Source organism: Halorussus gelatinilyticus, from assembly GCF_023238445.1.
Taxonomy (GTDB): Archaea; Halobacteriota; Halobacteria; order Halobacteriales; family Haladaptataceae; genus Halorussus; species Halorussus gelatinilyticus.
Genome location: NZ_CP096658.1, coordinates 272311 through 293108, shown reverse-complemented (window position 1 = coordinate 293108; position 20798 = coordinate 272311). Strand labels below are relative to the sequence as shown.

Here is a 20798-nt window from a genome sequence, read left to right as displayed (position 1 = left end):
GTAACCTTCTGAGTCCGGCCGCAGGTCGGTCGGCGTCCCGTTCCGTGCGCCCCCGAGACACACTTATGCCGACACGGCGCCTATTTCGAGGCGAGAACCGATGAGCCGACCCTCCACCGACGGGGCCGCCAGCGCGGGCGACGGGACCGCCAGCGACCGGAGCGAAGGCGACCGAACCCCGAGCGCGGCCGCCTCGACGACCGACGAATCGGCTGACGGGACTGGCGACTCGGTCGGACGGACCGACGACTCGGCCGAGGCGCCCGAGTACGAACACCTCCGGAGCAAGAAGAAAGAGCGGAAGGGAAACGCCGAGCGAGCGACGGTCCGGGACGTGTTCGTCGGCGAGCGACGGGTCGTCCTGACCGTGGGGTTCCCGTGGACCACCGACACCGAGCGGTTCGTCTACGACCTCGACAGCGACCGCGACGTACTCAAGCTGGAGGCGCTGGCCGAGTCGAAGGGCTTCGACTTCGAGCAGGTGTCGTTTCTCGACGGCGAGAGCCTCTCGGTCGTCTACACCGGCGAGACGTGGGTTCCGGAGGCCCAGATCGAGTACGTCGAAGGCGAGGGGTCGGCGGGCGCGACGTTCCTGACCGAACTCCGACTGCTCGGCCGGGAACTCGCCCGCTCGCCCAAGTTCGTCCGGCGACTCGTCCGCCTCTCGCGCACGATGACGACCAAGCAGTTGGTCATCGCCGTTGTCCTCGTGAAGAAGCTAATCGTCATCGCGCTGGTGGCGTGGCTGGTGCTGTAGCCCGGCGTCGAACCCCGGCCACCGTCCCGGCGGGAACGCTTTTTCGCGTGCCGCCCGAACGACTCGCATGAGCAATCCGGTTCCGGCGGCGGCCGAGCAACTCCTCACGAGCGAACCGCTGATGGCGCACTTCGCCACCTGCACCGAGGGCCGCCCGCACGTCGCGCCGGTCTGGTACCGCTACGACGACGGCGTATTCGAGGTGCTGACGACGGGGAAGAAGCTTGCGAACGTCCGCGAGAACCCCCGCGTCGCCGTCTCCATCCAGAAGGACGAGGGCGGTAACGCCCAGTGGATGGTGACGCTCCGCGGGACCGCCGAAGTCGTCGAGGACGACGAGGAGCGCCTGCGGGCGGCCGAGCGAATCAACTCGAAGTACGGCGCGGAAGCCGACGAGTACCCCGAGAACGTGCTGGTCCGGGTGACGGTCGGGTCGGCGAGCTATCAGACGTACTGACCCCGCCGGGGTCCCGGCGGCAGTCACTCGATGGCGAACCGGAGAATCGCCGCCTCGCCGTCGAACGCCTCGCGGAACCGCCGTCCGCGCTCGAAGTCGGTCGGCACGACCACGCAATCGCCGCCCTCCTGCTCGGTCAGGTCCTGTATCCCCCGGACCTCCTCGGCGGACAGGTCAGCCGAGACCAGCGCGGTCTCGACCGCGTCGTACTCCAGCGCCTGCGCGACCGAGTCGCGGCCGTAGACGACTTCGTCGGACGACTCGCCCGACCCGCCGCCGGTCTCCAGCGCGTCGAAGAACCGGTCGAGCGTCTCGCGCATCTCCCGGCGCTCGGCCGTCTCGATGCGGTCGCTGGCCTTCTCGACGAGTTGTCGCAGTCCCTGCTCGGAGGCGTACTCGACCGACACGGGGTCGCCGACCAGTCGGTCTTCGAGTCGGTGGTCGAGGTGGTCGCCGTCGCGGAAGTCCTCGACGGTGACGCTGGTGCCCCCGAGGAGCAGGCCGTCCACGTCGCCGGTCGCGCTGGCGGACTCGGCGTCGTGGTCGCCCAGAAACGCGCGCTTCGCTTCCTCGGCGACCGTCTCGAAGAACTCCTCCTTCTGGCGCTCGCGGTCGCGCTCGAACCGCTGGGCCGACTGGCCGCCCGCCTTGGACTTGCCCATCACGTCGCTCTCGAAGGTCTCGACCACTTGCACGTCCTCGTTCTCGGTCAGGCCGAGCGCCGCGCCGCCGCGCTCCACGACGAGCAGTCCGAACGTCTTCGAGGACTCCCCGGCGGCCGCGTCGAGCAACCCGGCGTCGAACTCGTTGTCGCGCTCGTAGACGAACTCCGAGACGGGCGAGGGCAGGTCGTCGAAGACGTACTCGACCACCTCGCCGTCCACGACGCCCGCGTAGACGACGAGTCCGTTCTCGGGCGTGGTCTCGTGGTGCTGGAGGACGCTCCGGACGGCTTCGAGCGCCTCCAGATACGCCGCGTCCTCGCCTTCGGTGTCGATGTACTCGGCTTCCGCGCGGTCCTCCTCGATGCGCTCGAGCGCCTCGCCGAGCGGCTTGTCGGGCGGGACCGCGACGGTCACGAGGTCGTTCTCGGTGGCTTCGGCCGCCTCGACGCGCTCGATGCGTTCCTGTCGTTCGTAGGCTTGGATGTCCATCGTAGAGTGTCGCCAGCAGATTTCGGGGTCGCTAGCGACGGAAACCCCCGGTTTCGAAACTCGATACGTGCCGGGGAGAATTGAGAGTTTGGGCCGGTATCCGACGCCGTGTTTGGGTTCCCCGAGGAGCCTCGGCATCGACAGAACTGCGCTCGCTGGCGCGGCGCTCCGCATCGCGAGTCCCCACCGCGATTCCTGCGGTCGTGCCGAAGGCGGATTCGTCTACTCCAACTTCCGAGCGACCATCTCGCCCCAGTGTTCGAAGCCGTGGCGGTCGTAGAACGCCTGCGCGCGGTCGTTCTCGCGGTCCACGTCCAGTACGAGGCGGTCGAGCGGGAGGTCTTGGTCCTCGGCCAGCGCCACCGCGGCGTCCATCAGGTCGTCCGCGACGCCACTACCGCGATACTCCGGCCGGACGTAAATCTCGTTCAGGACCGCGGCGTCCCAAATCATCGCCAACTGCTGCGGGAGGACGAAGACGTAGCCCGCCAGACTGTGGCCGTCGGACGCTTCTGCCGTCGCTCGAGCGTCTCCCGTGTCATCTCCGGACTCTGCCGCGTCTGGCTCGTCGCCGACGATTTCGGCGACGGTGACGCACCGCGGGTCGTGCTTCGTACACCAGAACACCCAGTCGAGGTAGCGCTCGCCGTACTCGTCGGTCAGTTTCCCCTCGTAGACGTCCTGCTTGTCGTCGTCACCGGTGCCCGACCCGAGTCCCAACTCGAAGGCGCGCTTGAGGTCCCAGAGGTCGCGGGGGTCGCGGTCGGGGTCGTACGGTCGGAGTTCGATGGTTTCGGTCACGGTTCGGGCTTGGCGGACGGGGCTGTTAGCGATTGCGAGTCGGCGCGAAGGGTGACCTGATTTCGTGGTTCGAGGACGAAGGTTCGGTATCGCCGACTCCGGTGAGACTGCCACCGCAACGCGAACTGACACCGACGCCCATCAGACCGCAACGGCACTGCACGGCATCACGACCGCGAACCGCACTGTTGCCGACACAGAGGAGTCTACCGCACCGCATCCGCACCGCGACCGCGCCCCGTGCCTCCCCACGTACGAACGCGGCCGCGCAGAACCGCGAGCGCGGACGCGTTCGCGGCGCGTCCTGTGGTCGGCGAAAATGCACATTTCCGGTAGTCGGTGAAGATGCGCGCCCGTCGGAATCCGGTTCCAATTCTCGTCGCCCCGTTCTACTCCCGGCGCTCCATCCAGACCCGAAGCCCGACCACCGAGTAGCCCGTCAGCGCGAGGAGCGCGCGCTCGCCGGTGTAGGCGATGGGGAACAGTCGTTCCACGCTCCCGGTCTCGGCACCCTTCTTCGGGTCGATTCCCGTGCTGTAGTGGGTGTTCTCGGTCGTCCGCACCGACTCCGAGTTTCCGCCGTTCGACCCGGCCGACGCACCGCCGGACCCCGCCTCGCTCGCGCCACCCGACTGCTCCGGCGCGAACGTCTCGACCAGCGCCTCGAAATCCACGTTTACGAGCGTCTGGACGAAGCCCTCCTTCGTCGAGTAGAACACCTTGCCGTCGAACGTGTAGAACCGGTCGTGGACCGGGTACAGCAGGTTCACACCGTTGAAGAACGCGTCGAGACCGATGCCGGCGAACGTGACCGCGACGAGAGTGACCCAACCGACCCTGACGCCCTGGGCACCCCACTGCGAGCGCACGAGCGAATCGTCGCCTCGCCGCAGGTCCGCCCACAGCAGAATCCCGCCAAGGAGCGGCAGGAGGAGCGTGTGGAACGCCGCGCGGTGGGCGCCTTCTATCCAGAAGCCGACGAACACGTCGAAGTCAACCAGCACCACCGCCGCCATCACGACCGCCACCGCCTTTCCGTCGAAGTAGTCGGCCAGCAGTGCGGTCCCCACCAGTCCCGCGAGCGCGACGTGGACTACCGTCGAAGGCATCTGTTGGTATAGGTGGTGCCAAGAGTTATCAAGATTTGCCCTCGCTCGACCGCTGCCGTCTGCTCGTCGCCCGGTCCGCCGCTCGTCGCTGTCGGGTCCGTCGGCCGGTCCGACCGTCGCCGTTCCGTTCACCCCACCAGTTCGTCGTTATCGTTCGTTCAGCCTCACGGCTCTATTTCGTAGGGCGACCAAGCGACGTTCAGTTCGGCCACGCGAATCGCGACACCAACGGGAGCGAGTTCAACGTGCCCGACTGTCGGCGTCCGAGCAGATACCCGACGACGACCCCGACCGGGATGGTGAAGACGCCGACGAGTCCCGCGCCGAGAATCGCGCCCACGACGAACAGCGCGCCCGCTTCGAACGCGGCGCTCCCGGTGGTGAACGCCCCCTGTAGATTGTTCGAGATGACGACGAGCGGGACTACCACCGCGACGGTGAGCCACATCGTGAGTCCGCCGGCGACCGCACCCCTGTGCGGGAGCGACCAGCGGTCGGATCGCTCGACGACGAGTTTCCAGACGCCGCCGCCGACCGGTCCGCTGATGACGAGTGAGAACGCGACCACCTGACCGTAGAGTGCGAGCGACCCCGGTCGAGCGCGCTCCGCGTACGTTCCGGTCGCCCAAGCGAGCGAGATGACCGCCGCGACCCCGGCGAACGTCGTCCCCGCACGAGCGACCCCGCTTTCGTCACTTCCCATTGGTTGTCGATAGCTTTCGCGCTGTAAAAACCTCTGGGACCGACAGGACGACGGTCCGGCGAGACTCGGTGTCCGGGTTCCGACAGGTTCGGCGAACGTCGAACCCCGATTTCGATACGCTTTTCCGACCGACTCGCGCACGGGGGACCATGACCGAAGACACCGACCCCCGCGGGGACCTCGCCGAGCGAATCGCGGGCGAGATAACCCTCAGCGACGACCCCGGCGCGACGCTCCGGAAGTGGCGCACCGACTTCGGGGTCTCCCAGACCGACCTCGCGGACCACCTCGACGTGTCGTCGTCGGTCGTCAGCGACTACGAGAGCGGCCGCCGCGAGAGCCCCGGCATCGGCGTCGTCTCCCGACTCGTCAACGCGCTGTTGGACATCGACGAGCGCCGCGGCGGCGACCGCATCCGCCAGTACGCCCGCGTCGTCTCCGCGGGGTTCGAGAGCGACATCGTGAACGACCTGCGGGAGTACCCCACGCAGGTCTCGCTCGACCGGTTCTACGACGCGGTGGGCGCGACCGAACTCGCCGAGGGCGACCAGCGCCACGTCACCGGTCACACCGTCATCGACAGCATCGAGGCCATCACCCGCCTCTCCAGCGAGGAGTTCTACCGACTCTACGGCCAGAGCACCAGTCGCGCGCTGATGTTCACCAACGTCACCCGCGGCGAGTCGCCCCTCGTCGCCATGCGCGTCGTCAACCCGACGCCGAACGCGGTGGTGCTCCACGGTCTCGACCCCGACGCGCTCTGGGACCACGCGCCGAAGATGGCCCGCCTCGACGGCTTCTCGCTCGCCATCACGGACGACCCGATAGACGAGGTATTGCAGGCCCTGCGCGCCTTCCCCTGAGCGAGTTCTCCCCCTGAGTAAGTTTCCTTGAGCGAGTTCCGAGCAGCGCAGTTCGGTCCGACGCGCGTCCGACCTTCCCTCCACCCGCCCGGCTAAAATATATTTTAGCTAATACTTTTCGGTGACCGGCCCCTATCCGTTTTCGATGCCAGACCAGACTCCCCGGCCCGAATACGGCGCATCGAACGGTCGGTCGGCACCCGACGCCGACCCCGAACTCACCAAGACGGGCACGACGACCGTGGCCGTCACCGCGAGCGACGCCGTGGTCGTGATGGCCGACCGGCGCGCGAGCGCAGGCGGCCGGTTCGTCACGAGCAAGGACACCCAGAAGGTCGAGGCGGTCCACCCGACCGCCGCGGTCGCGCTCTCGGGCGCGGTCGGCAGTCTGCAGGACTACACCCGCCGACTCCGCTCGCGGGCCGACCAGTACGAGATTCGCCGGGGCGACCCGCCGAGCGTCGCCGCGTTCGCCACCTACGCGGGGAACCTGCTCCGGAACGGACCCTACCGGATGGTCCGGCCGATTCTGGGCGGCGTGGACGGCGACGGCCCGCAGGTCTACGATCTCGACGGCGGCGGTGCGGTGATGGACGCCCCCTACGCCGCGAAGGGGAGCGGCACCCAGTTCGCGCTCGGCGTCCTCGAACGCGAGTTCCGGCCCGACCTCTCGACGGAAGAAGCGACCGCCGCCGCGGCCCGCGCGGTCGAGAGCGCCATCGAGCGCGACACCGCCAGCGGGAACGGCGTCACCGTCGCAGAAATCACTGCTGAAGGCGTGGCCATCGACGCCTACGACGACCCGGCCGACCTCTACGACGCCGAACCGCACGTCACGGACGCTGACGCCGACGACGGCGCGGCCGGCGGCGAGGAGGTGGCCTGATGCAGGGCGACCAGCAGGCGTACGACCGCGGCACCAGCATCTTCTCGCCCGACGGGCGACTGTATCAGGTCGAGTACGCCCGCGAGGCGGTCGAGCGCGGGAGCGCGAGCGTCGGCGTCACGACCGCCGACGGCGTCGTCCTCGCGGCCCGTCGCCGAGTGCGCTCGTCGCTGATGGACCCCGAGAGCGTCGAGAAGTTGCATCAGGTCGCCGACCACCTCGGGGTCGCCTCGGCGGGCAACGCGGCCGACGCCCGGCAGCTCGTGGAGTTCGCGCGCCGGACCGCCCAGCGCGACCGGCTGAGCTACGACGAGCCGATGGGCGTCGAACCGCTCGCGAAGGCCGTCGCCGACCACGTGCAGGAGTACACCCAGTCGGGCGGCGCGCGACCGTTCGGGACCGCCCTGCTCGTCGGCGGCGTGACCGAGGACGCGTCGGGCGACCCCCGGCCAACGCTCTACGAGACCGACCCATCCGGGACGCCCTCGGCGTGGGACGCCGCGGCGGTCGGACGCGACAGCGCGGAGATTCGGGAGTTCCTCGAAGCCGAGTATCGCTCCGACGGGGACCTCGACGCGGGCGTGGACCTCGCGCTCGAAGCCCTCGCCGCGCCCGACGACCGGTCGTTCTCCCCGGCGGACGTGGCGGTGGCGACGGTGACGGGCGACGCGGGCTATCGCGGCCTCTCGGCCGACGAGCGCCGGACTGCGCTCGATTCGCTCGACCTGCTGGACGAGAACGGTAATCCGCAGGCGTCCTGACCGACTCCGGAGCGTCCCGCCCGAGGCGTCCGTGCAGACGCGGCAACAAGCTTCTACTGTCGTCCTCCTGTACTTGCCCCGAAATGTCGAGAGTGGCCCCGAGCAGAGCGACGACCGCGGCGAACGCACCACCGGAGCGTCCGAGGGATGGCTGACGAGCAGTCACCGCTGAGTCAAGCGGACATCGAGGAGCGAATCCGGCGAGTGGGGCGATACTCGCGGTTCGTCAAAGCCGGCCTCGGCGTAATCGTGGGCGCGTTCCTGCTGGCGCTCGTCGCGGTACTCCCCGCGAACCTCGACAGCGTCGCCGCGGCCGTCGACGCGATACTGCTCCCGCTCATCTTCGTGGGGATGGGGCTGTTGCTGTTCGGCATCGGGATGCACCTCCACCTCCTCCATCTCAATCTCGTGCATCAACTCCAGAAGCAGAGCGAGTAGCCGTCGCGGCCTCCCGAACGAGACGCCGAGTCGCAGTCGGAAGCCGAAATCGGCCGAATACCGACTCGTCCGGGCCGCTTCGGCCCACGCGGACCCGTCGATTCGGCTGAGACGAACGCCCTGTCACCGCCGACTTCCGCCAATTTGATATCGCCCCTATTGGTTTATCCGGGACGTGTCCGACGCGCCGCTCGACTCTCGTAGCGGCGTCAAAACGCACCACATGCCGGATATCGGACGAATCGGCGCGACGGACGGGCGTGAACGACCGCGGCACGCGCTGCCGGACTACGACGCCTGCCGACTCTCGGCCGCGTCGCGTCGTCGCGTCCCGGCCACAGAGCAGTCCCCGTCGACGAACACGTCCAGTTGCTCGTCGTCCAGTTCGACGCCGACCCGGACGCACCACGGGTCGTCCGAGACGACCGTCTCGGTCCACTCGTCGCCGACGTTCCAGATGGGCCGGTCCCGGACGTTCAGGCTGTGGTCGTGGAAGAACGCGACCACCGCGGGGTGTTCGAGGACCGCGAGCGTGACCGGGGCGTGGAGTCGGCATCCGCACTGGGCGCAGTCGAGGCGGACCTGCGCGCGCTCGGCGTCGCTGTCCGGCAGGCGCTCGGTCACGGCGTCAGGCGGGGACGCGAGCGCGGCGTCCATCGTCGCGGCGCACTCCGGGCACACGCCGTCGGACATCACCGAGAGTCGGTGGCGGTGGTGGCGGTCGAACGCCGACAGCAGGCGCTCGGGGTCGCGGTTACGGCGCGCGCCCGGCGGGAACGGGAGCGTGAGGACGCCGCGCCCGCAGTCGTCGCAGGCCACCGTGACGGTGTTGGCCTCGCAGACCGCCGCGAGGTCCCCCGACGCGCAGAGCGGGCAGGCGTCGCCCGTCGGCACGGGACCGAACGACACACGGTCGGTGTAGGTGCCGGCGGCGATGGCGCGGGCGACCTGCGACCCGGCGTAGGTCAGCGCGTAGCGGTCGTCGTCCTCGCCGGTCCGCCGGACGAACCGGTCGGTCAACTGCCGGAGGTGGTAGGCGAACCCCGCGGTCGTGTCGGCGGGACTGACCTCGAACAACTCCGAGAAGGTCATCGTCCCGTTCTCGGGCGGGTCCGACGCGCCTTCGCCGGCGTCGCCCTCGGTCTCGCCGCCCGCGAGTGCCCGGAGGACCGCCATCCGGACCTCGTTTCCCAGCGCCTCGAAGGCGTCGCTGGCCTCGCTCGACTCGACGTCCGGGGCGGGCGCGGCGGCCTCGGCGTCCGCGTCGCTCTCCTCGACCGCCGCGCTCTCGGGCGGTTCGGTCGGCGTCGCCCCCGAGGTCGGGTCGCTCGCGCCCTCCGTGCCAGCGTCACTCATACCACCACAGTCGGGCGGCGTCGTTGATAAGGGCTCGGACCGCGGCGGACTCGTCCCCGCCCGAAGTTTCGCGTCCCTCCGTGGTCGGCGCGCGCCGGCGCGACGCCCACAGGCGTCGCGCCTTCGCCGTGCGAGGGACGACCGAACGAAGTGAGGGAAGAGGCTGGGGAGGTGTGAGGTCCGTGCGGGGCGGTGCTATGCAGTGCCGACTCCAGAAAGTTCCCGTCACTCTCACCGACCGACAGCAGAACCGAGAGAAGGAACAGCGATACCGCAGAAACGTACCGCGTCGGTCGCCCGGATTAGTTGTCCACGTAGTCGTAGAGTCGCTCGTTCATCCGACCGCGACCCGTGAAGACGAACTCGCCGTCCGGCACCGTGAAGTCCTCCATCTCGATGGTCTTGTCGTGGTTGTGCCGGTCGTGGACCTTCTCGTACTCCTCGAAGTCGAGGTCGTAACGAGCGTCGTTCTGGTCGTCGATGTTGAGCGCCTCGATTTCGTCTTCCCACTCGTCGGCGACCGTCTCGGCGTGGATTTCGGCCTGCGCGCCCGAGCCGTACGAGCCGACCAGTAGTTTCTGGCCGGTGAGGTCGATGCCCTCCTCGGCGGCGGTCTTGAGCGCGCTGGCGCGGGCGATGTGGACCGACCCGGTGTACCAGTTGCCGACCTCCCGCGAGATGGAGAGGGTCGGTTCGACAGTGGCGGCGTACCAGTCGCGGTACGCCTCGGTCGAACTCAGGTCGTCCATGTGGTCGCGGATGGCCTCCTCGTAGCTCTCGCGGTCCTCGAAGTTCTCCTCGCGGGGCTGGAAGCCGATCTCCTCGGCGAGTTCCTCCTCGACGGGCGTGTCCCGAATCATGTGCCGGTAGCCCAGCAGCCCCGCCTTCCGGACCATGCCGGGGAACGGCGTGTGGAACGGGATGTACGCGAAGTCGTCGGGGTGGGTGTCGCCCGAGACGCTCTCGAAGTCCTCCAGCGCCTCGCGCATCCGGGCCAGATACACCTGCATCGAGCGCTTGCCGTCGACGCTCGGGAACTGCTGGTTGGGCTTGAGGAAGTCGGTCTCGTCGGCCGACCCGTAGCCCTGTTCGGTCGAGAGTTCCACGAGGTTGGGGTCCTCGTCGATGAGCATGGCGACCGCGCCCGCGCCCTGCGTCGCCTCGCCGGGGTCGCCGCGGGCGTAGAGCGCGGTGTCGGTGGCGACGACGAGCGCGGCCCGGCCGCGATTCCGTCCGGCCTTTATCCAGTTGTAGGCATCGTCGAGACTCTGGGTCCCGGCGATGCAGGCGAACTTGCGCTCGCCCTTGTTGGCGTGGTGGAAGTCGCCGTCGTAGACCTGTTCGAGACAGCCCGCGATGTACGTCGAGACGGGCTTGGAGTTGTCGAACGCGCTCTCGGTCGCCACGTCGATGCGACCGATGTCCTCGGGTTCGAGACCCTTCCGCTCCATCAGGCGTTTGGCGGCGTTCGCGCCCATCGTCACGATGTCCTCGTGTGCGTCCGGGAACGAACTGGCGTGCAGGCCGAGTCCTTTGGTGTACTTCTCGGGGTCCTCGCCCTTCTCGGGCGCGAACGTCTCCGCGAGGTCGAGTTTGAGCTTCCCCGTCCAGATTTCGATGGCGTCGATACCGACGGCTGTCATACACGAACCTGCGGCGACCGGCTATAAGATTTTGTCGATAGGGTATTCGACATTCGTCGAAAAAGAGTCGTCAGCCAGTCACGGTGAACGTCACTGTACCCGTAGTACCGTCCGCTAGCTCGTAAGCGAGGGTGATATCGACGGCTTGGCCATTCATATTCGCATCACGGGTGCCGAAGCCAGCTTGGAACTGGAACTTGTAGAGGAGCACCGTCGCGTCCGACCCGCTAGACAGGACTGCCTCAACGCTGGCCCCGGAGTGACCGTCGGTGTCCATGTCTATCGTCGTCGGGAGGTCAGTTCCGCTGGGAACGTCGGTCACGCCGTTTTGAACGTCTGCTTCGACGTATAGCTCGCTGTACCACTTGCCCTCCCGACCCGACGGGTCGTTGAGCCGGTTGATGAACCCAGTTTGGGGTTCGACCGTCACGTCGGTGATAGTCAGTTGCTGGTCAAACTGGTTCGTGACGCTGAACGCAAGCGCCGACTGGGTGGAACCGCCGTCCGTCGGCGAATCAGTCGCTTGTCCGTCGTCGTTGTACGAGAGTCCGCCGGGTAGGTCTCCGCCACCGCCCGAGTCGTACACCTCGACCGCGAGCGCGTCGCCGGACCCGCCGCTGGCGGCGTAGACGTTCACGACGCCCGTCGTCGCGGTGTCGAGGTCCACCGTCGCGTTCCCGTCGCTCCCGGTATCGCGCCGGTCAGTAGCGAACGTTGCGACATCGGTGTCGTTGACCGAGAACTCGACCGGCGCGTTCACCGCGGTCGGCGTCGTGTTCGCGGTCATCGACACCGACGAGTCCACCGACCGGTCGTACCGACAGGTGTCGTTGGAGTAGCACTCCATGCCGGGCTGGGACTCGATTGCCGGAATATCCCAGCGCGTCTGGTAGGCGGCGTCGCTTCCGTTGGCGTCGGTCTCGTCGCCGCGGCCGCTCCCGTCGGTGTTCACCGCGGTCAGGTTGTAGCTGAGGTTTGCCCGCGCGCCAGGCGCGAACGCGGCCCCGTCGCCCGGCACCGAGTCCATGCTCACCCGGACCGCGACGGGCTGGTTCGGTAGGGAGAAGTCGTCGGGCGTGTCGTACTGAATTGTCACCCGGCCCTCGGCATCGGTGGTCAGCCCCGTCAGGTGTTTCTCGGACCGGGCGTCCCCCGCGGAGATGTTGTCACCCGTGAGGTTCGCGGCGGGACTCACGAGGGTCGCGTTGACTGTCGCGCCAGCCACGGGGTTGTTGAACCCGTCGCGGACCTCCACGACGAGTTCCTGCCCGCTGTTCTCCGCGACGCTGGCGTTGTCACCGCGAACGTCGGTGACGTAGCGGGCGTCGGTGTCGGTCACGTCGGTTCCGACGCCGACCTTCGCCAGTTCGAGCTCGTAGGTCGCTGGTTCGAGGACGAGGCGGACCGCGCTCCGCCCCGACACGTCCTCGACCGCGCGGACGTAGCGGTCGTCGCCTCTCGTCTGGTTCATCTCCGCGGCGAGCAGTTGCTCCCACTCGTCGGCCGGGAGTCTGGTCGGGACGACGAGCGTGACGTTCTCGTCGGTCTCGTTCCGGACCGCCACGGTTCGGGTCGCGGCGCTGACCGAGCGCAGGCCCACGGTAGCGGTGTCGCTGCTCGACTTCGAGAGGCTTCCGTTCAGCGCGACCAGCGAGACGGTGTTGCCGTCCACGAGTCGCTGGCCCGCGAGGGTTCGGTTCGCGCTATCGAAGCGGTTGTAGAGGACGCCGTTGTCGTAGACGGTGGTCGGCGGGTTCTGGTAGACGTGGTAGAGCGGGTCGTAGGTCAGCCCGCGGGTCGAGAAGTTGCGCGCGCTCCCGGTCCAGTAGTCGCCGGTCTCGCCGCTCGCGGTTGCGTTCTCGATGGTCAGGTTCGCCGGCGGGGTGGTCCGGAGGGTGCCCGAGGGCGGTGCGGGGTTGACGAAGAAGGCTCGAACCGGGTAGCGCGTGCCGAGCGCGACGGAGGCGGACCCGCCGCTCCCGGTCGTCGCGGTCCGGAGGAGTTCGTCGCGCAGGTCCTGCAACTGGCTCTGGACCTGCTGGTTGTGGGTGAACTCCACCTGCTCGTTCTGCTGGGGGACGACCGAGGCCTGATAGACGGACAGCAGAATGACGAGGACTGCGAACAGCAGGACGGTCCCGATCTGGACCGTCACCCCGCGCTCGTCGGTTCGAAGTCGCACTACCCGGTTCGTTTCGGGGCAGGTAGTTAAATATAGCGTCTGCCCGGCCGAAATCGGCGTCTCGGCCGGGAGCGAGGCTCCGGTCGAAATCGAAGCCCCGACGGGCGGGCCGGACTATTCTTCGTCTTCTTCTTCGACCACTTCGGGGTCGCTCATCGCGCTCTGGAGGCTGTCGAGTCCGTTGACCCACTCGGTGACGAGACCGTATTCGAGGTCCTCGGTGACCTCCATGTTCAGCTCCTCGCCGTCGATGATGCGCGTTCCGGCGGCCGCGACGAGACCGAGCGCCGAGTCCAAGTCCTCGCCCTCCTCGGCGCGTCCGGCCTCCAAGACGTACTCCTCGACGCTCGCTTCGTCGGTGGGACCCTCGGCGACGTACTGGTCGGCCGAGTAGAAGACGCAGACCAGACTCGTCTGGACCCCGTCGATGAGCATGGCTTTCTCGTCGTTGTCGAACTCGACCTCTTCGAGGACGACCTCGCGGATGTCGCTCAGTTCGTCCAGTGCCTCCTCCTCGTCGATGTCGCCGTCGTCGTAGGCGGTGACGATCTTGGCCACTGCGATGGCCACGTCGTCCTGCAAGTTGAGGAGCAGGCGGGCGGAGTCTTCGTTCTCCGGGTCGATGTCCTCCTCCCGGATGCGGTCGAGCCAGTTCTGCCAGCGTTCGTCGGAGTAGAATTCCTCCGGAGGCGCGCTCATGTCTCTTCGGAGTGTTGCGCGCTTCATAAATCCTACGAGGCGAATTGCGCCCCGGAAAACGACGGCGTACCGGGAGTTATCGACCCGTTCTGGCCGCTGGCTCGGTCTCGGTCCCCGCCGAGGGAGTGTTTCGGTACCCGTCGAAGGGACGCTTCGCCGCCGGTCGGACTCGACTCACTTCGAATCCGACTCACCGGTCGAGCGTCGCCTCGGTGTCGAGTCCGTAGACCGCTTCGGGCGTCTCGACGTGCGCGTTCCGAATCGCGTCGTCGTAACCAACCTCGCGCATCCAGCGGACGCGCCGGGGCACCGTCTTCGGTCCCATGACCGCGCCGGGGCGGTCGGGGTCGTCCACGAAATCGGTCTCCATCAGGAAGGGGTCGCCGCGCTCGGCCGCGACTTCGAGGCGGTCCTTCTCGCTCATCACGCTCGGGGTCGGTCCGGCCAACCGGCCGCCGGCGTAGTGCTTGACGACGCGGTGGGGGTCGAGACCCCGCTCCTCGGCCCACTCCGCGACCTCGGTCAGGTCCTCGCTGGCCTCGGTGTGGAGCTGGACCGCACAATCGTTCTCCGCGCCGAGTGCGAGTCCGTGCCGAAGGACCTCGTTCGAGGCCTCCCACACCGCGTCGGTGGTGTCGTAGTGCGGACGGCCGGTCTTGAGCGCGACCGCGTCCCCGTCGGCGACGTACTCCGCGGCGAGGTCCAACCCCGCCTGCATCAGGTCGCGGGCCTCCGCGGGGTCGAAGCCGCGGTCGTCCACCAGTTTCGAGACGAGTCCGGGGTGGACCCCGAGAACGGGCCACGCGCGACCGGGCAGTATCTCGTCGGCGCGCGCCACCACGTCGAGCGTCGTCTCGAAGACCGGGCGAAACTCCTCGCCAGTCTCGGGTTCGACGCCGAGCAACCACGAGGGCTTGTTCACCACCAGCAGGTGGGTACCGCCGCTCCGCGCGAAGTCCTTCACGGCCTCGATACCCCGGCCGTGGTCGGGGTCCAGATGCAGGTGGTCGTCGAGTACCGGCGTGCCGAGGTCGTCCATACCTCCCGATTCGGGCGAGCGAAGGAAAAACCTCGGCGATTCGGACCGGTCGCGCGCTCACGCGACGCGCCTCCGCGACAAAATGCTCCTCCTCGGCGCGAAGTTGAAGGGCGCTCGCGTCCGAGTCGGAGGCATGGACGACGAGGACCCACGGGCGATTCGGTCGGTCGCGGTCACGACCGACGACGTGGTCGCGGCCCACGAAGCCCGCCAGCGGAGTCCCCGCAGGCCCGTCCTCCGGGTGACGCCGCCGTTCACGGGCCGGATGCGCGCCCGGCTCCACGACCCCGGCCCGGCCGCGAAGCGGTCGGAAGCGGCCGCGGGGGAGTCGGCGGCGGTCGGCCAGGAGAGCGGGACCGATTCGGGCGCGTCCGAATCGGTCGGCGACCGCGACCCCGCGACCGGCGCGGTCCACCTCCCGCCGGCGCGGTTCCTCGACGCCGACGCGATCGGGCCGTTTCCCGCGCCGGACGACACCGAGGACGCGCTTCGGGCCGACCCCGAAGTGGAGTTCACCGTCGAGCGCCACCGCGAGCGCCACGTCGAGGCGGTCGAGGCGTGGCGCGAGACGGTTCGTGAGACCGTGATGGACGAAGCGGTGATTCGGTTGGACGGCGGGGAGGTTCATCGCGTCGAAGTGAAGACGCTGGGAGACGGGTAGGTCGGGTTCGGGTCCGTCGAAGGGTTTCGTGTTGGATGCAGCGCCGGGATTCGTTCTCGACGGAGAGAGGAATCTGACGGGAGCTACTGACTGCCGACGCCGCTCGGACCGCACAGCGACCGCGAGCGAGCGGTCAGTCGTCGGAAGCGTCCGAGTCGTTCGACTCGTCGGCGTTGCCGTCGGGGTCCACGACCCGCGCGTCGTGGGCCGCGTTCCGGAGCGCGTCCGACCGGCCGTACTCGCCCGGCGCGATGGCGACCGTTCGGACGCCGTTGTGGGCCGCCTTCTCCAGCACGGGCTTGAAGTCGGTGTCGCGCGAGGCGACGGCCAGCACGTCGAGGCCGTCGGAGAGCGCGAACTCCGTGGCGTCCACGGCGAGTTTCACGTCCACGTCGCCGGAGGTGACCGTCACCTCGAACCCGCGGGCCTCGGCGGCCTGAATCAGGCCGGGACTCGCGTGTTCGTCCAGATACAGTCGGGTCGCCGCGAGTCGGCCGAGGTCCTCGGCCGACGCTCGCACGTCGTCTAAGTCCACGTCGAACTCCTCGCGCAGGACGTTCGGCCCGTCCACGAACAGCGCGACGGTCGTCGTCTCCCCGCCGAGGAGCGAACGCAACGGTTGCATACCCTGCCGTAGCGGCTGTTCGGGTTTAGCGGTGCCGGTCCCGCGACGCCAGGTTTCTTTCCACGCTTAGAAACGGTTCAATCGTTTTACTATCTTCTGATTATAACTGAGTAACACTTTATTACAACGGAAAATCAAGATTTAAATAATGCCGATGTGTGCGTCGTAATGTAGCATGTCAGACGACAGCACGCAGCGATTCAATCGCCGTACGTTCCTCAAAGCAACCGGTGCCGCGGGTGCCGCAGTCGCCGCCAGCGGTGTCACCGCAGCGACCCCCGGCCGCGAGCCCGGCCCGAAGAAAGACGAGATTCTCGTCGGCGTCTCCGCCGGTCGCGGCGACGTCGAGGCGCAGGTCTCCCAGCACGTCCCCGGAAACGCGGAGGTCGTCCACTCCAGCAAGACGCTCCGCTACGCCGCCGTGAAGTTCCCGAGCAAGGCCCCCGAACACGCCAAGCAGAACTTCATCGAGGCCATCACCAAGAAGGACGGCATCAAGTACGCCGAGAAGAACGCGACCCACCAAGCGTTCGCCACGCCGAACGACCCGCGCTTCAGCGACCAGTACGCGCCCCAGCAGGTCGAGTCCCCCGCCGCGTGGGACGAGGTCAGCGGCTACGGTGACTCCGGCGTCACCATCGCCGTCGTGGACACGGGTGCCCAGTACGACCACCCCGACCTCGAAGAGAACTACAAGTCCGACCCCGGCAAGGACTTCGTGGACGACGACTCGGACCCGCGACCCCCGAGCCCGTCGGACGAGAAGCACGGTACCCACGTCTCCGGCTGTGCGGCCGGCGTGGTCAACGACAGCACGGGCGTCGCCGGACAGGGTAACTCCTCGCTCATCAACGGCCGCGCGCTCGGCCCGAACGGCGGTTCGACCTCCGACATCGCCGACGCCATCCGCTGGGCGACCGACCAGGGCGCGGACATTATCAACATGTCCCTCGGTGGCGGCGGCTACAGCCAGACGATGAAGAACGCCGTCCAGTACGCGGTCAACAACGGCGCGCTCCCCATCTGTGCGGCCGGTAACGACGGCTCCAGCTCCGTCTCCTACCCGGCGGGCTACAGCGAGTGTATGGCCATCTCCGCGGTCGACTCCAACGAGCAGTTGGCCTCGTTCTCGCAGTACGGCAGCAAGGTGGACCTCTGTGCGCCCGGCGTGGACGTCCTCTCGACGGTTCCGACCGACAGCTACGCGAAGTTCAGCGGTACCTCGATGGCGACCCCCGTCACGTCCGGCGTCGCCGGTCTGACCCTCGCCAAGCACAGCTCCCTCGGACCGAGCGACCTCCGCAGCCACCTCAAGGCCACCGCGAAGGACATCGGTCTCTCGTCGGACAAGCAGGGCGCAGGTCAGGTCAACGCCCTCAACGCGGTCACCACCCAGCCCGGCAGCGGCGGTGGCGGCGACGACGGCGGCAGCGGTGACTCCACTACCAGCACGGCCTCGGGCACCCTCAGCGACTCCTACGACTACGACGACTACTCCTACGCGTGGGAGTACAGCAGTCCGAGCCAGGTCGTCGTCGAGCTCTCCGGCCCGTCGGGTGCCGACTTCGACCTCTACGTCAACACCGGCACCACCTCGGCCGCGACCCCGAGCAGCTACGACTACGGCTCCTACACCACGGACAGTCAGGAGTCCATCACCATCGACAACCCCGACACGTCCACCGAGATGCAGATCGACGTGGACTCCTACAGCGGGTCGGGCGACTACACGCTGACCATCACCGAGAAGAAGTAACGTCGCGGCTCACCGCGAGTTCGCTCTTTCTTTCGGGCGACCTACCGACGTAGCAGTTGCCATCCGAGGGTCGCCCACAGTTGCGCGGTCTTTGCCCGGAGTGGCCGCCCAGATGCGATTCGGTAATTGAGCTTTTACGCGTCGCACGAGTAACCACGGGCATGGTTGCCGAAACCGGAATCGCGGCCGAACTCATCGACCTTCTGTCGGTGTTCGTCATCGCGGCAGGCGTCGGCGTCTTCGTCGCCAAGGTAGGTCGATTTCCCTACACGATTGCGCTCCTGCTCGCCGGACTCGCAGTGTCGGTTCTCGGAATCACTATCGACATCGAACTCTCTCACGACCTCATCTTGCTCGTGTTCCTCCCGCCGTTGCTGTTCGAGGGCGCGGCGACGACCGACCTCGAACGGTTCCGGACGAACCTCTGGCACATCCTCGTGTTGGCGGTCGTGGGGCTGATACTGGCGATTCTGTTGCTCGGGGTGGTCGGCCACTTCGTCTTCGGGTTCCCCCTCCTGGTGGCGCTGCTGTTCGCGGCGATGGTTCTGCCGACCGACCCCGTGTCGGTGCTGGCGCTGTTCGAGGAGTTGGGCGCGCCCGAGCGCCTCTCGGTCCTCGTGGAGGGCGAGAGTCTGGTCAACGACGGCGTGGGCGTCGTCATCTTCTCGACGCTGTTCGCGCTGGTTGTCCGGTCCACCGAGACCGGGACCGAACTCGCGCAACTGGTCACGACCGACACCATCGTCGCGGCCTCGACGGACATCGTAGTCGCCAGCGCGGGCGGGGCCGTCGTCGGACTGGTCGCGGGACTGGCGGTGTATCAGGTGATGTACCGCCTCGACGAGCACACGACCGAAATCGTGCTGACGCTGGTGCTGGCCTACGGGAGCTTCCTGCTGGCCGAACACACCCTGAGCGGCGTCATCGGCGACTACTACTTCAGCGGCGTCATCGCCACGGTGACCGCGGGCCTGCTCATCGGAAACCGCGGCGCGGAGTACGCGATGAGCGCCCAGACTAAAATCTCGGTGTTCAACACGTGGGACACCGCGGCGTTCCTCGTCAACACGCTCATCTTCCTGCTCATCGGCGCGAAGACGCCCATCAACCAGATGCTCGCGCACGGTAAACTCATCCTGCTGGCCATCCCGCTGGTCCTGCTGGCGCGCGCGGCGGTGGTCTACCCCATCACGACGCTGGTCAACCGGTTCGTGCCGAAAGGGGTGCCGCTCGAATACCAGCACGTGATGGTGTGGGGCGGGCTTCACGCCTCGATTCCCATCGCGCTGGTGCTGGGTCTGCCGCCCAACTTCCCGCTCCGCGACGAATTGCGCGCGATGGTGTTCGGCGTCGCGGCGTTCAGCCTCGTCGTGCAGGGCCTGACGATGGGCAACGTGATGGACGCGCTCGACATCGTGACGCGCTCGGACGCCGAGGAGCTGTACGAATTGCTGGTGGGCCGTGCCCGAGCGGTGGACGCGGCGCTCCAATCGGCCAAGCAACTCCACGACGCGGGCGAACTCTCCCCGAGCGTCTACGAGGACTTCCGCACCGAGTACGAGCGCGAGAAGGAGGACCTGAACGAAGCCATCTCGCAACTGCTGGAGAACAATCCGGAACTTCGGCGCGAGGAACTGCTCGTGGGCGAACGGCGCGTCCTCAAACAGGAGAAGAGCGCGCTGATGGACGCGATGCGAACCGGCGTGGTCAGCGACGACGTGGGGCGCCGCCTGATTGAGGAGATCGACCTGAAACTCGACCGCGTGGAATCGGGCGAGTCCACCGTGACCGACCGCCCGGAGGAGGGCTACGAGGAGTTCTGGCGCTCGCGCGTCCGAGAGTTCGGACTGGAGAGTCGGCTGGAAGCCCAGGAAGCGACCGACGACTGACGCGTCCGCGCGGTTCTGTGGCCGGGCGTCACGCGCTCTCCCACCGAATCTCCGACAGCGGATGGAGCGGGTTCCCGCCGACCACGTCGTAGGTCGCGCTCGTCACCTCGACTCCCTCGGCGACCTGCAACGACGCCAACAGGTCGTCGTTGTAGTTCCGGCGCTCGGTGTACGCCCGCCGGAGAAGCCCCAGAAGCGACTCCTCGGAGTGGAGTTCGTAGACGTGTTCGAGGTGGACACCCTCCCGAACGCGGTCGGCGTACTTCGTCAGCGTCTCGCGCACGACGTCCCGAACGCTCGGGAGCGCGGTCAGCGACCCCTGCGTGAACAGCACCACGTCGTCGGCGTCGCGCTCGGCCAGTACGTCCTCCAGCAGGTCCCACTCGTCGTCTCGGAAGTCGAAGGGTTCGACTCGGATTCGGTCGCGGTCGCCGAACAGCTCCCGGCCGAGCGCGACGCCGTTCTCGGCGGGGTCGCCCCCGACGAACTCGCAGTTCGGGTACGCCTCGGCGAGGACGCCGAGTTCGTACCCCCAGCCACACCCCAGCGAGACGACCGTCTCGCCGCCGTCGAGGGCTCCGGCGAGCGACGCGACCAGCGCCTCGTCCTGTAGCTCCTGTTTCTCGTCCACGTCCACGAGAAAGAGGTCCCCGGCACGCGAGATGGCCACCGGACTCTCCTCGGCGTAGTGGTTCGCCGACCGCTGTAGCTCCCGGAACTCCGTCTCGGGGTTGGCTTCGACCAGTCCGAGCAGGTTGGCGTACACCTCGTCGTAGTCCGACACGCCGGTCCCGCCGTATTCGGCCTCCTGCTCGTCCGTCTCGCCGTTCCCGCCGTCGAGGAGTCGCGCGGGCCACGGCGAGTGGTTCGGCAGGTCGTCGAGGGAGAGTTCGCGCATGGACTGGTAGCCCGCCCGCGCCGGGAAAAAACGTTCCGGAAGCGCAGGGCCGGACTCTCGGACTGGGTTGCTCTCTACGGCCGTCTACCCGCCGAGGCCGTCGGCGCTCGGACCGTCCGCC

General features: G+C 67.8%; 20 protein-coding genes. 9 read left to right on the top strand and 11 right to left on the bottom strand.

Annotated features, from left to right (window positions below; genetic code table 11):
• The first annotated feature begins 100 nt into the window (after positions 1 to 100).
• Positions 101 to 757, top strand: coding sequence for a hypothetical protein (locus M0R88_RS01505; protein ID WP_248655201.1), 657 nt, complete (start codon positions 101 to 103; stop codon positions 755 to 757).
• Between the two features lie 67 nt (positions 758 to 824).
• Entirely contained in the window at positions 825 to 1214 is a 390-nt protein-coding gene (locus tag M0R88_RS01500; RefSeq protein ID WP_248655200.1) for a pyridoxamine 5'-phosphate oxidase family protein, read from the top strand.
• Positions 1215 to 1237: 23 nt separating this feature from the next.
• Here the strand turns inward: M0R88_RS01500 and M0R88_RS01495 are convergent, their stop codons facing one another.
• The 4 genes from M0R88_RS01495 to M0R88_RS01480 form a co-directional block, all read right to left on the bottom strand.
• A complete protein-coding gene (locus M0R88_RS01495; protein ID WP_248655199.1) occupies positions 1238 to 2368 on the bottom strand; it encodes a Vms1/Ankzf1 family peptidyl-tRNA hydrolase in 1131 nt (376 codons plus the stop codon).
• 222 nt (positions 2369 to 2590) lie between these two features.
• Positions 2591 to 3169 (bottom strand): GNAT family N-acetyltransferase, encoded by a 579-nt coding sequence (locus M0R88_RS01490; protein ID WP_368409366.1) that lies wholly within the window; start codon positions 3167 to 3169, stop codon positions 2591 to 2593.
• A gap of 389 nt (positions 3170 to 3558) precedes the next feature.
• Positions 3559 to 4278 carry a metal-dependent hydrolase gene (locus M0R88_RS01485; protein ID WP_248655198.1) on the bottom strand — a complete coding sequence of 240 codons (720 nt, stop codon included), beginning with the start codon at positions 4276 to 4278 and terminating at the stop codon, positions 3559 to 3561.
• Between the two features lie 199 nt (positions 4279 to 4477).
• Positions 4478 to 4981 (bottom strand): hypothetical protein, encoded by a 504-nt coding sequence (locus M0R88_RS01480; RefSeq protein WP_248655197.1) that lies wholly within the window; start codon positions 4979 to 4981, stop codon positions 4478 to 4480.
• A gap of 149 nt (positions 4982 to 5130) precedes the next feature.
• Between M0R88_RS01480 and M0R88_RS01475 the strand changes: the two genes are divergently transcribed.
• From M0R88_RS01475 to M0R88_RS01460, 4 genes are all read left to right on the top strand, one after another.
• Positions 5131 to 5844 carry a helix-turn-helix domain-containing protein gene (locus M0R88_RS01475; protein ID WP_248655196.1) on the top strand — a complete coding sequence of 238 codons (714 nt, stop codon included), beginning with the start codon at positions 5131 to 5133 and terminating at the stop codon, positions 5842 to 5844.
• 145 nt (positions 5845 to 5989) lie between these two features.
• A complete protein-coding gene (locus M0R88_RS01470) occupies positions 5990 to 6730 on the top strand; it encodes an Ntn hydrolase family protein (RefSeq protein WP_248655195.1) in 741 nt (246 codons plus the stop codon).
• Positions 6730 to 7491: an archaeal proteasome endopeptidase complex subunit alpha gene (locus tag M0R88_RS01465; protein WP_248655194.1), complete on the top strand. Its 762-nt coding sequence runs from the start codon at positions 6730 to 6732 to the stop codon at positions 7489 to 7491. Before M0R88_RS01470 ends, M0R88_RS01465 begins: the two co-directional genes overlap by 1 nt.
• 147 nt (positions 7492 to 7638) lie before the next feature.
• On the top strand, positions 7639 to 7929 hold the full coding sequence (locus M0R88_RS01460; protein WP_248655193.1) for a hypothetical protein: 291 nt from the start codon (positions 7639 to 7641) through the stop codon (positions 7927 to 7929).
• Between the two features lie 288 nt (positions 7930 to 8217).
• Here M0R88_RS01460 and M0R88_RS01455 read toward each other — a convergent pair whose 3' ends face one another.
• From M0R88_RS01455 to M0R88_RS01435, 5 genes are all read right to left on the bottom strand, one after another.
• Positions 8218 to 9285: a DUF7351 domain-containing protein gene (locus tag M0R88_RS01455; protein WP_248655192.1), complete on the bottom strand. Its 1068-nt coding sequence runs from the start codon at positions 9283 to 9285 to the stop codon at positions 8218 to 8220.
• Positions 9286 to 9587: 302 nt separating this feature from the next.
• Positions 9588 to 10928 carry a hydroxymethylglutaryl-CoA synthase gene (hmgB, locus tag M0R88_RS01450; protein ID WP_248655191.1) on the bottom strand — a complete coding sequence of 447 codons (1341 nt, stop codon included), beginning with the start codon at positions 10926 to 10928 and terminating at the stop codon, positions 9588 to 9590.
• A 70-nt stretch (positions 10929 to 10998) separates the two neighbouring features.
• The gene (locus tag M0R88_RS01445) at positions 10999 to 13110 is read right to left on the bottom strand and encodes a hypothetical protein (protein WP_248655190.1); all 2112 of its coding nucleotides are present in this window, start codon (positions 13108 to 13110) and stop codon (positions 10999 to 11001) included.
• Between the two features lie 114 nt (positions 13111 to 13224).
• A complete protein-coding gene (locus M0R88_RS01440; protein ID WP_248655189.1) occupies positions 13225 to 13809 on the bottom strand; it encodes a DUF2150 family protein in 585 nt (194 codons plus the stop codon).
• Positions 13810 to 13999: 190 nt separating this feature from the next.
• On the bottom strand, positions 14000 to 14848 hold the full coding sequence (locus M0R88_RS01435) for a TatD family hydrolase (protein ID WP_248655188.1): 849 nt from the start codon (positions 14846 to 14848) through the stop codon (positions 14000 to 14002).
• A gap of 133 nt (positions 14849 to 14981) precedes the next feature.
• On the opposite strand from M0R88_RS01435, the gene M0R88_RS01430 reads away from it, so the two are divergent.
• A complete protein-coding gene (locus tag M0R88_RS01430; protein ID WP_248655187.1) occupies positions 14982 to 15509 on the top strand; it encodes a DUF8009 family protein in 528 nt (175 codons plus the stop codon).
• Between the two features lie 133 nt (positions 15510 to 15642).
• Here the strand turns inward: M0R88_RS01430 and M0R88_RS01425 are convergent, their stop codons facing one another.
• Positions 15643 to 16134: an NYN domain-containing protein gene (locus M0R88_RS01425; protein WP_248655186.1), complete on the bottom strand. Its 492-nt coding sequence runs from the start codon at positions 16132 to 16134 to the stop codon at positions 15643 to 15645.
• A 175-nt stretch (positions 16135 to 16309) separates the two neighbouring features.
• On the opposite strand from M0R88_RS01425, the gene M0R88_RS01420 reads away from it, so the two are divergent.
• A complete protein-coding gene (locus tag M0R88_RS01420; RefSeq protein WP_248655185.1) occupies positions 16310 to 17890 on the top strand; it encodes a S8 family serine peptidase in 1581 nt (526 codons plus the stop codon).
• A gap of 161 nt (positions 17891 to 18051) precedes the next feature.
• Positions 18052 to 19779, top strand: a complete 1728-nt coding sequence (locus M0R88_RS01415) for a cation:proton antiporter (RefSeq protein ID WP_248655184.1) — start codon at positions 18052 to 18054, stop codon at positions 19777 to 19779.
• A 28-nt stretch (positions 19780 to 19807) separates the two neighbouring features.
• Here M0R88_RS01415 and M0R88_RS01410 read toward each other — a convergent pair whose 3' ends face one another.
• Positions 19808 to 20677 (bottom strand): class I SAM-dependent methyltransferase, encoded by an 870-nt coding sequence (locus M0R88_RS01410; protein WP_248655183.1) that lies wholly within the window; start codon positions 20675 to 20677, stop codon positions 19808 to 19810.
• Between the last annotated feature and the right edge of the window lie 121 nt (positions 20678 to 20798).

What these genes read in the sequence shown, in the direction of transcription:
- M0R88_RS01495 (WP_248655199.1), bottom strand. Translation starts at nt 2,368, where the DNA reads ATGGACATCCAAGCCTACGAACGACAGGAACGCATCGAGCGCGTCGAG.
- M0R88_RS01420 (WP_248655185.1), top strand. Translation starts at nt 16,310, where the DNA reads ATGTCAGACGACAGCACGCAGCGATTCAATCGCCGTACGTTCCTCAAA.
- M0R88_RS01480 (WP_248655197.1), bottom strand. Translation starts at nt 4,981, where the DNA reads ATGGGAAGTGACGAAAGCGGGGTCGCTCGTGCGGGGACGACGTTCGCC.
- M0R88_RS01465 (WP_248655194.1), top strand. Translation starts at nt 6,730, where the DNA reads ATGCAGGGCGACCAGCAGGCGTACGACCGCGGCACCAGCATCTTCTCG.
- M0R88_RS01415 (WP_248655184.1), top strand. Translation starts at nt 18,052, where the DNA reads ATGGTTGCCGAAACCGGAATCGCGGCCGAACTCATCGACCTTCTGTCG.
- M0R88_RS01470 (WP_248655195.1), top strand. Translation starts at nt 5,990, where the DNA reads ATGCCAGACCAGACTCCCCGGCCCGAATACGGCGCATCGAACGGTCGG.
- M0R88_RS01425 (WP_248655186.1), bottom strand. Translation starts at nt 16,134, where the DNA reads ATGCAACCGTTGCGTTCGCTCCTCGGCGGGGAGACGACGACCGTCGCG.
- M0R88_RS01410 (WP_248655183.1), bottom strand. Translation starts at nt 20,677, where the DNA reads ATGCGCGAACTCTCCCTCGACGACCTGCCGAACCACTCGCCGTGGCCC.
- M0R88_RS01455 (WP_248655192.1), bottom strand. Translation starts at nt 9,285, where the DNA reads ATGAGTGACGCTGGCACGGAGGGCGCGAGCGACCCGACCTCGGGGGCG.
- M0R88_RS01440 (WP_248655189.1), bottom strand. Translation starts at nt 13,809, where the DNA reads ATGAGCGCGCCTCCGGAGGAATTCTACTCCGACGAACGCTGGCAGAAC.
- M0R88_RS01500 (WP_248655200.1), top strand. Translation starts at nt 825, where the DNA reads ATGAGCAATCCGGTTCCGGCGGCGGCCGAGCAACTCCTCACGAGCGAA.
- hmgB (WP_248655191.1), bottom strand. Translation starts at nt 10,928, where the DNA reads ATGACAGCCGTCGGTATCGACGCCATCGAAATCTGGACGGGGAAGCTC.
- M0R88_RS01430 (WP_248655187.1), top strand. Translation starts at nt 14,982, where the DNA reads ATGGACGACGAGGACCCACGGGCGATTCGGTCGGTCGCGGTCACGACC.
- M0R88_RS01485 (WP_248655198.1), bottom strand. Translation starts at nt 4,278, where the DNA reads ATGCCTTCGACGGTAGTCCACGTCGCGCTCGCGGGACTGGTGGGGACC.
- M0R88_RS01475 (WP_248655196.1), top strand. Translation starts at nt 5,131, where the DNA reads ATGACCGAAGACACCGACCCCCGCGGGGACCTCGCCGAGCGAATCGCG.
- M0R88_RS01505 (WP_248655201.1), top strand. Translation starts at nt 101, where the DNA reads ATGAGCCGACCCTCCACCGACGGGGCCGCCAGCGCGGGCGACGGGACC.
- M0R88_RS01435 (WP_248655188.1), bottom strand. Translation starts at nt 14,848, where the DNA reads ATGGACGACCTCGGCACGCCGGTACTCGACGACCACCTGCATCTGGAC.
- M0R88_RS01460 (WP_248655193.1), top strand. Translation starts at nt 7,639, where the DNA reads ATGGCTGACGAGCAGTCACCGCTGAGTCAAGCGGACATCGAGGAGCGA.